The 12,983-nt window shown below is 65.6% G+C and carries 12 protein-coding genes; 8 read left to right on the top strand and 4 right to left on the bottom strand.

Annotated elements, in window-relative coordinates; all coding sequences use genetic code 11:
• Positions 1–114: 114 nt before the first annotated feature.
• The gene (locus AC1DS0_RS14045; RefSeq protein WP_476814925.1) at positions 115–1,065 is read right to left on the bottom strand and encodes a hypothetical protein; all 951 of its coding nucleotides are present in this window, start codon (positions 1,063–1,065) and stop codon (positions 115–117) included.
• 132 nt (positions 1,066–1,197) lie between these two features.
• Positions 1,198–1,509, bottom strand: a complete 312-nt coding sequence (locus AC1DS0_RS14040) for a hypothetical protein (RefSeq protein ID WP_476814924.1) — start codon at positions 1,507–1,509, stop codon at positions 1,198–1,200.
• 185 nt (positions 1,510–1,694) lie between these two features.
• Between AC1DS0_RS14040 and AC1DS0_RS14035 the strand changes: the two genes are divergently transcribed.
• The 4 genes from AC1DS0_RS14035 to AC1DS0_RS14020 all read left to right on the top strand — a co-directional run bounded on the left by AC1DS0_RS14035 (position 1,695) and on the right by AC1DS0_RS14020 (position 6,083).
• A complete protein-coding gene (locus AC1DS0_RS14035) occupies positions 1,695–2,795 on the top strand; it encodes a hypothetical protein (protein WP_476814923.1) in 1,101 nt (366 codons plus the stop codon).
• A 132-nt stretch (positions 2,796–2,927) separates the two neighbouring features.
• Positions 2,928–3,569, top strand: coding sequence for a protein-L-isoaspartate O-methyltransferase family protein (locus tag AC1DS0_RS14030; RefSeq protein ID WP_476814922.1), 642 nt, complete (start codon positions 2,928–2,930; stop codon positions 3,567–3,569).
• A 241-nt stretch (positions 3,570–3,810) separates the two neighbouring features.
• Positions 3,811–5,208, top strand: coding sequence for a TolC family outer membrane protein (locus tag AC1DS0_RS14025; protein ID WP_476814921.1), 1,398 nt, complete (start codon positions 3,811–3,813; stop codon positions 5,206–5,208).
• Positions 5,209–5,474: 266 nt separating this feature from the next.
• Positions 5,475–6,083: a PopZ family protein gene (locus AC1DS0_RS14020; protein WP_476814920.1), complete on the top strand. Its 609-nt coding sequence runs from the start codon at positions 5,475–5,477 to the stop codon at positions 6,081–6,083.
• A 107-nt stretch (positions 6,084–6,190) separates the two neighbouring features.
• Here AC1DS0_RS14020 and AC1DS0_RS14015 read toward each other — a convergent pair whose 3' ends face one another.
• Positions 6,191–6,406, bottom strand: coding sequence for a hypothetical protein (locus AC1DS0_RS14015; protein WP_476814919.1), 216 nt, complete (start codon positions 6,404–6,406; stop codon positions 6,191–6,193).
• 10 nt (positions 6,407–6,416) lie between these two features.
• Complete coding sequence (locus tag AC1DS0_RS14010) at positions 6,417–6,902, bottom strand: pyridoxamine 5'-phosphate oxidase family protein (protein WP_476814918.1); 486 nt, start codon at positions 6,900–6,902, stop codon at positions 6,417–6,419.
• A 131-nt stretch (positions 6,903–7,033) separates the two neighbouring features.
• Here AC1DS0_RS14010 and dps point away from each other — a divergent pair, with 131 nt between their 5' ends.
• The 4 genes from dps to AC1DS0_RS13990 all read left to right on the top strand — a co-directional run bounded on the left by dps (position 7,034) and on the right by AC1DS0_RS13990 (position 12,927).
• On the top strand, positions 7,034–7,513 hold the full coding sequence (dps, locus tag AC1DS0_RS14005) for a DNA starvation/stationary phase protection protein Dps (protein WP_152013641.1): 480 nt from the start codon (positions 7,034–7,036) through the stop codon (positions 7,511–7,513).
• A 133-nt stretch (positions 7,514–7,646) separates the two neighbouring features.
• A complete protein-coding gene (locus AC1DS0_RS14000) occupies positions 7,647–10,475 on the top strand; it encodes a valine--tRNA ligase (RefSeq protein ID WP_476814917.1) in 2,829 nt (942 codons plus the stop codon).
• 70 nt (positions 10,476–10,545) lie between these two features.
• Positions 10,546–12,174: an alkaline phosphatase D family protein gene (locus tag AC1DS0_RS13995; RefSeq protein WP_476814916.1), complete on the top strand. Its 1,629-nt coding sequence runs from the start codon at positions 10,546–10,548 to the stop codon at positions 12,172–12,174.
• Positions 12,175–12,345: 171 nt separating this feature from the next.
• Positions 12,346–12,927 carry a YqaA family protein gene (locus AC1DS0_RS13990; protein WP_326874163.1) on the top strand — a complete coding sequence of 194 codons (582 nt, stop codon included), beginning with the start codon at positions 12,346–12,348 and terminating at the stop codon, positions 12,925–12,927.
• Positions 12,928–12,983 lie beyond the last annotated feature (56 nt).

The following is a 12,983-nucleotide window of genomic DNA, read 5'->3' as shown; positions in this document are numbered from 1 at the left end:
AACTGGCGGCCGTCCTTGGGCGTTTCTCTCTAGATTTGCTCGGTCGCGCTCGACGAGGGACCGGGCCTTTTTCTTTGTGGCGATCAATATCGAAGTCGGTTGAACCTCGGGAAATCAACGCTGGAGCTTAGCCAGGCCGAACCCGCTGCGGCCGTATCCCACCCCGTTATAGAGCATGTACGTCTCGCCTTTGACGCGGAAAAAGCTGGGATATGTTTGTTCTCCTGCTTCCCACTCCTCCTCTTCGCCGAGAAAGGGAAAGTCGGAGTCGTCTCGGGTCCAGTTTCGACCGTCATGTGAGAACGCGCTTCCGAGCCGGTACTTCGGAAAACGTCGAGCATAGAACATGCGATAGCCATCAGGCTGTTTGAGCACCCAAGGCCGAGATACGGCAAATTCCTCGCCGCCTAAAACGGGAATGCAAACGGCGTCTGACGGCGACCAGTTGATACCGTCGCCTGAGGAGGCCTCACGGATGACGTGGGTCATCTCAAGGCTATTCCCTCCCCACTCAAGATGGGTGCCGTACCACATCCGCCAACGGTCTCCATCCTTCATCACGAACGGATAGCCGACCGAGAACGGGTCTTGCTCGGAGCGACCGATTATCGGGGATCTTCGAACGCGTTCGAAGCGGGTACCTTCGGCATCCCCTATAGCAACGCCGATGAAATTGGTGAATGGAACCGTTCGTGTGATCGTCCAACCGAGATAGTAAGCGAGAAGCTTACCGTCATGTGGTACTGTACAACCGAGCGTAACCCCGTCGCAGTCGAAGGCACCGCGCGGACCAGGAGCGAAAAGAGGTCCACGAACATCTGAGGCTTGGCTGATCGAATCTTCTTCTATACAAAAATCGATGCTAGCTGCGTGAGCGCGGTTGTCTTTGTCCCGCACGCTGAAAAAGATCCGAACAATATCGTTCCCCAGTACGAGCGGGACCGGATAGGAAGCATGCGATACAGCCCATTCGCCAAGGTTCGCCGGCTTGCAGATTCGGCCCATTCGCTTCCAATGCATTGATTTTTCCATTAATTCTTGTTTGAAGTGAAATATCAGCTCCAACGAATGTCGCAAGGGGAACTGGCGAGGTCCCCCTGCCAGTCTGCGCCGGCGAGCCTTTAGCGTGTCAGCTGTTGGTCAGCTTGTATCGCTCGCTCTCGCCTTATCGCGGATTTCCCAAGGGCGACCACCAATTCAGCCAGAACGACGCCGCCTGAAGCGCTCCAGCAACCCAAGGCCCCAATGGGCGAAGCGCGCCATCGGCCGCTGCAGCGGCGGCACGTCGGCGGCGAGCAGCATCAGGCCGAGCGGCAGCATCCAGGCGCCGAGAATCGGCAGGAGCGAGAACACGCCGCCGATCATCAGCGCGAGCCCGGCCGGAATCCTGATCAGGCGGGAATCGCGATGGCGGAGCCAGCGCATCGCCTTGGCGAGGCGGGGAGGGAGCTCGGCCTCGATCCGCTTGAAGGCGATCCTTAGCTCCTGTCTCGCGGATGGAAAGCTCATGTCACCTCGGGCTTGTCGCTACTCGACGGAAACGCGCGGCCGGCGCGATCGTTCGTCGTTCTCCACAGCTGCGGAGACGATCGAGAAATGGGATACGAAAGCAGCGCTGACAGCCCCAAGGCGCCGGGACGGGGCGCCGGGCGGCCAAATGCCGCGCCGGCACGAGCAGGGGCGGGGAAGACGAGATGGGCTGGAAAGACCTGGTCCGCAGCATGCGCGACAAGGTGCTGGGCGGACGGGCCGCGCCGGAGCCGGCCGAGGAGCTCACCCAATACGAGATCCTGCTGCAAGAATACGGGATCGGCTCGCTCTTCCTGCATGACGAGATCCCGCGCCTCTATGGCGAGCGCGACGCGATGCGCCGGGCCTGGCAGGAGCGCGATTTCGCCGCCTATCGTGCGGCTTTCGAGGCGGCGCGGGCGCAGGGCGACCTCGCCGAGAACGGCAAGCCGCGCTACCTCCTGGTGAAGGACTGGTTCCTCGAGGAATTCACGGCGATTCCCGACAGCGACGATGCCGGGCCGCGGCACGAGGCGCTGCTCGACGGCTTCGCCAGCTATTTCCGCGAGGATCCCTCGCCCTTCTCGGCGGCGACCTATGCCGATGCGCTGCGGGTCACGGCCTATGCCTGGCGCGGCACGGCCTGCGCCGCCGACGTCAACCTGGACCAGGCCGATCAGTTCCGTAAATTCCTGCGGCAGGCGGATGCGGTGCTCGACAGCCAGCCCGATCCTGCGGACTTCGCCTGGCGCGCCAGCGATTTCCGGCGCGGGGCCGAGACCGGCTCTTTCAGCGAGTACCAGCGCCGATTCGAGGCGGCCTGGGCGCTCGACCGCCACAATATCGACCTCTGCCGCAACTTCGCCCGGATGATCATGCCGCGCTGGCTCGGCCGCGACGAGCATGACCTCGAGGTCTTCGCCCGCCGCGCCGCCGAGCTGACCAAGGAGTGCTTCGGCTATAGCTTCTACGCCCTGATCCAGGCGGCCAATACCGAGGTCGGCGAGCATGAGATCGAGGACACGCTCTGCGATCCCGTGCTGGTCAAGCAGGGCTTCGAGGATCTCCTCGCCCGCTTCCCGGCGCCGAGCAATTTCAACCTCTATGCCGACATGCTGGAGTGGATGAAGGACAACGAGGCCCTGGCCGACCTGCTCGAGACCCGCTTCCGCACCATCGTGCCAGAGATCTGGTACGGCGATACGATCGACGACAAGTTCGTCTACGCCTTCGAGACCCTGCTGGAGGCCGACGAGGTGCTGAAGGCGCGCCGGCGGCCGAGCTGAGTCGAAGCTCCTTTCCGAAAGACGCGGGTTCGGCGCACCGCCGCGACGGCTTGCCTTTTGCCGCCGCCTCGCCCAAAACCCGCGGGCAGGGTCGAGGTGTCCGTTCGGGCGCCTTCCTCCGGAGATTTGAGCATGAGCAGCTTCGCCGAACTGCGGCGCATGATGGTCGATTGCCAGTTGCGCACCTATGACGTGACCGATCGCGCCGTGCTCGCCGCGGCCGACACGGTGCCGCGCGAGGCATTCCTGCCGGGCGAGCTCTCGCATCTGGCCTATCTCGACCGCCAGGAGCCGCTGCCGGGCACGAGCCGGGCCCTGCCGGCGCCGATGGTGACGGCGCGGATGATCCAGGTGCTCGACCTGCAGCCGGGCGAGGAAGCCCTCGAATACGGCGGTGGCTCGGGCTATGGCGCGGCGCTGATGGCGGCGATGGGCGCCACGACGACGCTGCTCGAGCCGGACGAGGCTGCTCTGGCGCTGGCGCGCGCCGCCTTCGCCCAGCCGGGCGTTGCGGCCGCCGAATTGCTCGCGAAGCTGCCGGAGCACAGGCAGTTCGACGCCGTGCTGGTCAGCGGCGCCTGCGAGACGCAGCCCGAGGCGCTCTTTCGCCATGTCCGCCAGGGCGGACGACTGATCGTCGTCGAAGGAGTGGGGCGCGCGGCGCGCGTCATGCTCCACCGCAAGGTGGGCGAATCGCTCTCCGGCAGGCCGGTCTTCGATGCGGCGGCGCCGATTCTGCGTGAATTCCGCAAGGCGGAGGTGTTCGCACTGTGAGGAAAGAGCCGTCCTTCGGGCCGGTTTTCCCCAGGAGAGGTAGGCCGTCGGTACTAATCGCCGGCGAGAGTGTCGCATTTTTGCGGCAGTGCAGAATTGAAAAGCGACCGGTTCGTCTCGCGACATTGGCGAGGCGGGCTGCGAAGCTTATGATTTTGAATCGAGTGCCGAGGCTAGGGCGATGCCTGGGCGTGACTAGAGTCCGCACAAGAGGCGTCCAGTGATTGTAACGCGACCGACGTTGAAGAAGACCGCGAGCCGCCTGCTGCTCGCCGGCATGCTGGGAGCCGTGACGGGCTCGCCGGTGCTGGCGCAGACGATGGAAGCGGCGCTGGGGCGTGCCTATTCGGCCAATCCGACGCTGAACGCACAGCGCGCCCTGGTGCGCGCCACCAACGAGAACGTGCCGCAGGCGCTCTCCGGTTACCGGCCGCGCATCACCGCGTCGGCCGATATCGGCGCCAGCATCACCGAGAGCGACATTCCGTTCAACGCACAGAAGAGCGGCGCTGCGCACAGCAACTCCGTCTCCCGCCTCAACCCGCGTGGCGGCGGGCTGCAGGTCGACCAGAACATCTTCGACAGCGGCAAGACCCGCAGCTCCGTCAGCCAGGCCGAATCGCAGGTGCTGGCGGCGCGCGCGACGCTGCGCAACACCGAGCAGAACGTCCTGCTCGACGCGGCGACGTCCTATATGAACGTGCTGCGCGACACGGCGATCCTCAACCTCAACCGGAACAACGTCGAGGTTCTGGAGGAGCAGCTGCGCCAGACCAAAGATCGTTTCCAGGTCGGCGAGGTGACGCGCACCGACGTGGCCCAGGCCGAGGCACGCCTGTCCTCGGCGCAGTCGCAGGCGATCCTGGCCGAATCCAATCTCAAGACCTCGATCGCGCGCTTCCGCCAGAATGTCGGTACCGAGCCCAAGCAGCTCGCTCCCGGCCGTCCGGTCGAGAACCTGCTGCCCAAGTCGCTGCCGGCCGCGCTGAACGGCGCCTTGCAGGGGCATCCGGCGATCATCGCGGCGCTGCACGGCGTCGATGCGGCGGAGCTGCAGGTCAAGGTCACTGAGGCGGATCTCGGTCCCACCGTCGGCGTGCGCGGCCTGGTGACGCAGCGCTACGACAACCAGTTCTTCGGCGACAACCGCACTTCGGCCAGCGCGGTGGCGACGCTGACCATCCCGATCTATGAGGGCGGGCAGGTCTATTCGCGCACCCGCCAGGCCAAAGAGACGGCCGGGCAGCGCCGGATCGAGGTCGACACCTCGCGCGACACCGTCCGGGCCGCGGTCGTGTCCGCCTGGGGCGCGCATGATGCGGCCAAGGCGCAGATCGTCGCCGCACAGGCACAGGTGCAGGCGGCCGAGACCGCGCTCGCCGGTGTGCGCGAAGAGGCCAAGGTCGGCCAGCGCACCACGCTCGACGTGCTGAACGCCCAGCAGGAGCTGGTCAGCGCCCGCTCGACGCTGGTCACGGCACAGCGCGACCGCGTCGTGGCGTCCTATGCCGTCCTCTCCGCGATCGGCAAGCTCTCGTCCGAAACGCTGAAGCTCAAGGCCGAGCACTACGATGCGCGCAAGCACTATGATCAGGTCAAGGGCCTGCTCTGGGGCACGCAGACGCCGGACGGGCGCTGAGCCGGCGCTCTCGGGCATGTCCGCGTGTTTTCGAAACGCGGACATGCTCTCGCGCTTTGCCACGTCGTAGCCTCAGCGTGACCCGGGGATTCGTTTCGCCCGAACATGCTTTGAAGCCGGCGCGTCGACGCATCGGCGCAACACTCCGGATTTCTCCTGTGGGCCGGCCCCCGGGCGCCTTGCCTGCCGGTTTTCCGATGAAATACTCATGCAGCGGGGCGCACTGATTCCTTAGGCGTCCTCTGAGTCGAGTGACCGGAATCAGCATGAGCGCGCAGCCCAAGGCCAATGAACCTTCGATGGAGGAGATTCTCGCCTCCATCCGGCGGATCATCGCCGATGACGAGAAGCCTGCCGCGCCGCCGGAGGAAGCCGCCCCGGAGCCGGTCGCACTGGCGCCGCAGCCCGAGCCGGAACCCGAACCAGAGCCGGAGCCGATCGAGGACGACGTGCTGGACCTCGGTGCCGAGGCCGAGCGCATCGTTGAAGAGCCGATCGCGGTAGCTGCGGACGATATCGATTTCGTCGAGCCGCAGGCCGTGGCGCTGCCCGAGCCCGAACCGGAGTCACCCCAGCCCCAGGCCTTCGTGCCGCCGCCGATCCAGCAGCAGCCGGCGCCGCCGATCCAGCCACAATCGGTGCCGCCGATGGACATGGCGGCGCTGATTTCCGACCAGACCGGCGCAGCCGTGCAGAACGCCTTCGGCGCGCTCGCCAACACCGTGCTCAGCAACAATGCGCGCACGCTGGAGGATCTGGTCAAGGAGATGCTCAAGCCGATGCTCAAGACCTGGCTCGACGACAACCTGCCGGCCATGGTCGAGCGGCTGGTGCGGGCGGAGATCGAGCGCGTCGCCCGCGGCGGGCGACGCTGAGGCTTTTAGAGAATTGCCGCGTTTCTCCGAAGCGCGGCAATTCTCTAGATCTTTGTTTTATCGCATTTTCTTCACGCGAACCGGTGCCCACTTCGCTCGAAAATGCTTTAGCGACGCCGTTTCCGGGCGGGTGTCCGGCGCGGCCCGAACGCGCCGCCTTCGTTGAGGCTCTGGATCGCATAACCGGCGAGCGCCATCAGCGCGGTCTGAGGGCCGAGCCGCGAGACCAGAAGCTGCATGCCAAGGGACAGGGGACGGGGATAGCGGCCAGACGCCGCTTCCGACGCCACCCAGGCGCCGACCAGGTGAACGAAAAGTCTCATCGTCGCCCCCTCAGAGCAGAACTTTGCGGTTGCTGCCGAGATCGGGCCGCGAGCCGGTGATCGCTGCGGCCGCCATCTTGACCGAAGTCACGATCTTGCCGGGACTGTCCCAGAACTCCGCCAAAGCGGGCCGCACCTTGAGGACGCGGATGTTGGGATCGTCCTTGCTCTCCCAGAAGGCGCGCGCCGCCGGGGACCAGAGCTCGGCAACGCGATCGCGGTCATCCAGCAGGTTCGCCGTGCCGGTGACGGAGACATATTTGTACGAGCCGTTGTCGCCGAAGCAGAGGCAGACATTCTCGTTGATCTCGATCTCGTCGTCCTTGTGGGCACGCAGGTCGGTGAGGAAATAGATCGCATCCTCGTCGCGGTGGGCATGGGCACTCATCGGGCGGGCGCGCAGCTGGTCGCCATTTCCGTCATGGCTGACAAGCATGCACAGGCCGATCTCCTCGATCAGCTCCCAGGCGCGATCCTGGTCGGTCTTTCTGGTCATTGGGGCCTCCTTCTGCGGTTCTATGCCCAACTGGCGTCAGGCCGGTCTGTTCCCGCGGAACGCTTGGGCGGGATCCGCGTTCGACAGGTCGTGCGGCGCCAAAGCACGAGCGCCTGTCCTGGAGTGTCCCCATGAAGAAGCCCGCCTCGCGGATCGACATGCCGTCGAACGCCAAGAACGAAGTGATCGCCATTCTGAACGAGCGCCTGCAGGACGGCATCGATCTGGCGCTTGCCACCAAGCAGGCGCACTGGAACCTGAAAGGTCCGGGCTTCATCGGCGTGCATCTGATGCTCGACGGCTTCCGCAAGGAACTGGACGAGCATGTCGACACCGTCGCCGAGCGCGTGGCCCAGCTGGGCGGCACGGCGCTCGGCACGACCCAGACGGTCGCGTCCGGCAGTAGCCTGAAGCCCTATCCGACGGAGATCGTCGCCGTGAAAGACCATCTCGACGCGCTGATCGAGCGCTATGCCGGCGCGGCGAACAGCGTTCGCGATGCGATCGACAAGACCGACGAGGCGGGGGATGCCGGCACTGCCGATCTGCTCACGGCCTACTCGCAGAGCCTCGACAAGGCCTTGTGGTTCCTGCAATCGAGCGCCGCCTGAACGCCGACAAGGCCGCCATGCATCGAAATCGTTGACGGGACGCCCGTCCGTGCGCTCTTAAGGCCGTAGACCTTTTGGCTTCGTTTTCACGGCCGGGGCAGGCTCCCCGGCCGTTTGGCGTTCGAGCAGAGCGATGATGGACAAGACATTCGAGCCGGCCTCCGTCGAGGCGCGCATCAATAAGGCCTGGGAAGAGGCGGACGCCTTCAAGGCCGGCCGCGGGGCCGCGCCCGGGGCCGAGCCCTATTGCATCGTGATCCCGCCGCCGAACGTCACCGGCTCGCTGCATATGGGCCATGCGCTCAACAACACGCTGCAGGACCTGCTCTGCCGCTTCGAGCGCCTGCGCGGCAAGGACGTGCTCTGGCAACCGGGCACCGACCACGCCGGCATCGCGACGCAGATGGTGGTCGAGCGCAAGCTCGCCGCCGAAAACAAGACCGATCGCCGGACGATGGGCCGCGAGGCCTTCCTCGCTGAGGTCTGGAAGTGGAAGGACGAGTCGGGCGGGACGATCGTCAACCAGCTGAAGCGCCTCGGCGCCTCCTGCGACTGGTCGCGCGAGCGCTTCACCATGGACGAGGGGCTCTCGGCCGCCGTCCTCAAGGTCTTCGTCGGCCTGCACAAGCAGGGGCTGATCTACCGCGCCAAGCGGCTGGTGAACTGGGATCCGAAGTTCCAGACGGCGATCTCGGACATCGAGGTGCTGCAGCTCGAGAAGACCGGTTCGTTCAAATGGCATGGTGGCGGCGAGGAGGCGTTCGACGCCGGCAAGCTGGAGAAGGCGCTGGCCAAGGACCCGAACGGCCATCTCTATTATTTCGACTATCCGATCGAAGGCGCTGCCTACGATGCGGAGAATCCTGCGACCTACATCACCGTCGCGACGACCCGGCCGGAGACGATGCTGGGCGATACCGGCGTCGCGGTCCATCCCGAGAATGACAAGCTCAAGGGGCTGATCGGCAAGAACGCGGTTCTGCCGTTGGTCGGCCGCGTCATTCCGATCTTCGGCGACGACTATGCCGATCCGGAGAAGGGCACCGGCGCGGTCAAGATCACCCCGGCGCACGACTTCAACGACTTCGATGTCGGTAAGCGCAATTCCCTCAGGGTCGTCAATATCCTGGACGGTGAAGCTCGCATCCTGATTCAGGACAATGCCGACTTCCTGGAAGGCGCGGCGCCCGAGCGCGAGACACTGGCGCTCGACGGTCTCGACCGCTTTGCCGCGCGCAGGGCCGTGGTCGGGCTGATGGAGGCGCGCGGCCTGCTGCGCAAGGTCGAGCCGAACACCCACACCGTGCCGCATGGCGACCGTTCGGACGTGGTGATCGAGCCATGGCTGACCGACCAGTGGTATGTCGACGTCCAGCCGCTGGCGCAGCGCGCGCTCGCGGCGGTCAAGGACGGCAAGACGAAGATCACGCCGGAAAGCTGGACCAAGACCTATAATGACTGGCTCGAGAACATCGAGCCCTGGTGCGTCTCGCGCCAGCTCTGGTGGGGCCACCAGATCCCGGCCTGGTACGGGCCGGACGGGGAATGCTTCGTTGCCGAGTCGGAAGCATCAGCGCAGGCGCTGGCGCTCGGCCATTATGGCGGGCCGGTCGAGCTCAGGCGCGACGACGACGTGCTCGACACCTGGTTCTCGTCGGCGCTGTGGCCGTTCTCGACGCTGGGATGGCCGGAAGAGACGGCCGAGCTCAAGCGCTACTATCCGACGGCGACCTTGGTCACCGGCTTCGACATCATCTTCTTCTGGGTCGCCCGGATGATGATGATGGGCCTCAATTTCATGGACGAGGTGCCGTTCCGCGACGTCTATCTCCACGCGATGGTTCGCGACGAGAAGGGCGCGAAGATGTCGAAGTCGAAAGGCAACGTCATCGACCCGCTCGTGCTCATCGACACCTATGGCGCGGATGCGCTGCGCTTCACCTTCGCGGCGATGGCGGCGCAGGGCCGCGACATCAAGCTCGCAACCTCGCGCGTCGAGGGCTACCGCAACTTCGCGACCAAGATCTGGAACGCGGCCCGCTTCGCCGAGATCAATGGCTGCCTGCGCGCCGAAGGCTTCGACCCGGCCGCGGTCAAGCTGCCGCTCAACCGCTGGATCCTGTCCGAGGCGGCCCGCACGGCCGAGATGGTCGCCGCCGGCATCGAGAGCTTCAAGTTCAACGAGGCGGCGGATTCAGCCTATCGCTTCGTCTGGGGCCAGTTCTGCGACTGGTATCTCGAACTGTCGAAGCCGGTGCTGCAGGCCGAGGAGCTGGACGCGGCCGGCACTGCGGCGCGGGCAGAAACGCAGGCGACGGTCGCTCATGTCATCGACCTGATCTGCCAGCTACTGCATCCGTTCATGCCGTTCCTGACCGAGGAGCTCTGGGCGCAGAAGGCCAACGCCGGCGCAGCCCGCGCGGTGCCGGCCGGGGAGGCGGGTCTGGTCTGCCTGACGCGCTGGCCCGAACTCTCCTCGCTCGTCGATGAGAAGGCGGAGGCCGAGATCGGCTTCGTCGTCGATCTCATCTCCGATATCCGCTCGATCCGCTCGGAGACCAATGTGCCGGGTGGGACGCAGGTCCCGCTGGTGCTGGTCAAGGCGAGCGCCGCGACGAAGGCGGCGGTCGAGGCCTGGGCGCCGATGATCGAGCGGCTGGCGCGGCTTTCCGCGATCGAGTTCGCCGATGAGGCTCCCGGCCAGTCGGCGCAGATCATCGTGCGCGGCGAGGTGGCGGCGCTGCCGCTCGCCGGGATCATCGATCTCGACGCCGAGCGCGGCCGCCTCAACAAGGAACTTGCCAAGCTGGGCCAGGACATCCTCGCGGTCGAGCGCAAGCTCGGCAATCCCGACTTCATGGCGCGCGCGCCCGAGGAGATCGTCGAGGAGAACCGCGAGCGCAAGGCTGCGGCGGAAGCCCGCAAGCTCAAGATCGCGGAGGCATTGGAGCGGCTCGCCTGAGCCGCTTCTGTCACGTGCGCGTCAGGCGAAACTTGGTATGGTTCCAGGCAATGAGCCTGGAGCCCCCGTCATGTTCCGCCGCAATGCCTTCGGTCAGTTCAGCGTCGATGACTTCCTGACCGAGGCCGGCACGCCGTCGCGGCGGCGCTTCCTGACCGGGCTCGCCGCCTCGGGCCTGCTGCTGACCGGCGGCGGCATCATCGACCAGCGCCTCTGGGCCAATCCGGTCTTCGCCGCCTATCCGTTCGGGCTCGGCATCGCCTCGGGCGACCCGTCCGCCGACGGCTTCGTGATCTGGACCAAGCTGGCGCCGCTGCCGCTCGCCCGCAATGGCGGTATGCCGATGAAGGCGGTCGAAGTCGCCTACGAGATCGCGACCGAAGCCAATATGCGCGGGGTGGTGCAGCGCGGCACGGCGCTGGCGCGGCCGGAGCTCGGCCATGCGGTCCATGTCGAGATCGCCGGGCTGGAGCCGAACCGGGATTATTTCTACCGCTTCAGCTGCGGCGGCGAGCGCACCATGATCGGCCGCGCCCGGACGCTGCCGGCGGCGGGCACGAGCCTCGAGCGCGTCAATTTCGGCGTGCTCGGCTGCCAGCGCTACGAGGACGGCTTCTTCAGCGCCTTCCGTCATGTCGCCGAGGAGCGCTTCGACTTCGTCTTCCATTATGGCGACTACATCTACGAATACCGGATGGTCAGGACGAACGAGCGGCCGCTGCCGGTGGCGCGAGTGATGCCGGGCGAGCCCGACGAGATCTACGCGCTCGCCGATTACCGCCAGCGCTATGCCATCTACAAGATGGACCCCGATCTCCAGCTCGCCCATGCCTCGGCGCCCTGGATCGTCTCATTCGACGACCACGAGGTCGACAACAATTTCGCCGGCATGGTCTCCGAGGAGAACATTCCGCCGGAGATTTTCGCGCTGCGCCGCGCCGCCGGCTTCCAGGCCTGGTACGAGCACATGCCGCTGCGCCGGACCTCGCTGCCGAATGGGCCGTGGATCCAGGCCTATCGCCGCTTCCACTTTGGCGATCTCGCCCAGATCGACGTGCTCGACACCCGCCAGTTCCGCAGCGACCAGCCTTGCGGCGATGGTTCGCACGCGGCCTGCGCCGATGCGCTGAAACCCGAGAACACCATGCTCGGCGAGAAGCAGGAGGCCTGGCTCGGCGAGGGCCTGCGCGTCTCGAAAGCGCGCTGGAACGTGCTGGCGCAGCAGGTCATGCTCATGCGCCACGACCGTGATCCGGATCCGGAGAAGACCGGCTACAGCATGGACAAGTGGGACGGCGCCGTCGCGGCCCGCAAGCGGCTGTTCGACACGCTGGAGGGCGCCCGGATCGGCAATGCCGTGGTGCTGACCGGCGACATCCACCAGAACTGGGCCGGCGAGCTCAAGGCCGATTTCGACGATCCGAAATCGAAGACGCTCGGCGTCGAGTTCGTATCGACCTCGATCACCTCGGGCGGTGACGGCGCCGACATGACCAAGGCGGGGCAGGCGGGGCTGAAGAAGAACCCGCATATCGGCTTCTTCAACAACCAGCGCGGCTATATGCGCCACAGCCTGTCGAAGGATCGCTGGCAGGCGGATTACCGCGTTCTCGACAAGGTCACCGTGGCCGGCGCCGCGGTCTCGACCCGGGCGAGTTTCGTCGTCGAGGCCGGGCAGCCGGGCATGAAGCCGGTGTGAAGGCGCCGTTGCGGGGCGCGGCAACCAGGATGCCTCTGCGCCGCCACGAACCTGTCGTCATATTGACTCTAGCCCAAGAGATTAGTGGCCTGACCGCGCCAATTGAATTAATGCATGGGACGCGGGGCAGCCCTGCAACCGGCGCGAGAACCCAGGAACGGTTTCCCCTTCATGCTCAAGCGTGCTTACGACTGGTGCGTTTCCTACGCGTCCCACCCTGCCGCGCCCTGGCTGCTCTTCGCGATCACCTTCGTCGAAAGTTCGGTGAGCCCGCTGCCGCCGCTCCCGCTGCTGATCCCGATGTGCATCGCGCGGCCCGACCGCGCCTGGGTCTATGCCGGCGTCTGCTCGCTCGGTGCGGTGACCGGCGGCTATCTCGGCTATGCGATCGGCGCGCTGCTCTATGAATCGGTCGGTGCCTGGCTGATCGGCATCTACGGCCTGCAGGAGAAGGCCGCGCACCTGATCCACACCTCGCAGGACTACTGGTTCTGGGTGCTGCTGACCAAGGGCCTGACGCCGATCCCGTTCAAGATCGTCACGATCATGTCCGGCTTCCTGCATTTCGACATCTGGAAGTTCACGCTCGGCATGGTGATCTCGCGCGTCACCTTCTTCGCGATGATTGCGGTCGCGCTGCGCTATTACGGCGACGACATCCGCATCTTCATCGAGAAGCACCTGCCGATGACGGCGCTGGCGCTGGCGGTGGTCGTGATCGGCGGCTTCTTCGTGCTGCCGATGGTGCTCTGAGACTCTTGCTTATCGCATTTTCTTCACGCGAACCGGTGTCCACTTCGCTCGAAAAT

Source organism: Allobosea sp. P4_H5, assembly GCF_056400825.1.
The sequence above is the reverse complement of the archived record's forward strand: the minus strand, read 5'-3'. Positions and strand labels throughout refer to the sequence as shown.

Bases quoted from the DNA above. Each gene is read 5' to 3' on its own strand.
- AC1DS0_RS13995 (WP_476814916.1), top strand. From the start codon at position 10,546: ATGTTCCGCCGCAATGCCTTCGGTCAGTTCAGCGTCGATGACTTCCTG.
- AC1DS0_RS14040 (WP_476814924.1), bottom strand. From the start codon at position 1,509: ATGAGCTTTCCATCCGCGAGACAGGAGCTAAGGATCGCCTTCAAGCGG.
- AC1DS0_RS14000 (WP_476814917.1), top strand. From the start codon at position 7,647: ATGATGGACAAGACATTCGAGCCGGCCTCCGTCGAGGCGCGCATCAAT.
- AC1DS0_RS14035 (WP_476814923.1), top strand. From the start codon at position 1,695: ATGGGCTGGAAAGACCTGGTCCGCAGCATGCGCGACAAGGTGCTGGGC.
- AC1DS0_RS14030 (WP_476814922.1), top strand. From the start codon at position 2,928: ATGAGCAGCTTCGCCGAACTGCGGCGCATGATGGTCGATTGCCAGTTG.
- AC1DS0_RS14015 (WP_476814919.1), bottom strand. From the start codon at position 6,406: ATGAGACTTTTCGTTCACCTGGTCGGCGCCTGGGTGGCGTCGGAAGCG.
- dps (WP_152013641.1), top strand. From the start codon at position 7,034: ATGAAGAAGCCCGCCTCGCGGATCGACATGCCGTCGAACGCCAAGAAC.
- AC1DS0_RS13990 (WP_326874163.1), top strand. From the start codon at position 12,346: ATGCTCAAGCGTGCTTACGACTGGTGCGTTTCCTACGCGTCCCACCCT.
- AC1DS0_RS14020 (WP_476814920.1), top strand. From the start codon at position 5,475: ATGAGCGCGCAGCCCAAGGCCAATGAACCTTCGATGGAGGAGATTCTC.
- AC1DS0_RS14010 (WP_476814918.1), bottom strand. From the start codon at position 6,902: ATGACCAGAAAGACCGACCAGGATCGCGCCTGGGAGCTGATCGAGGAG.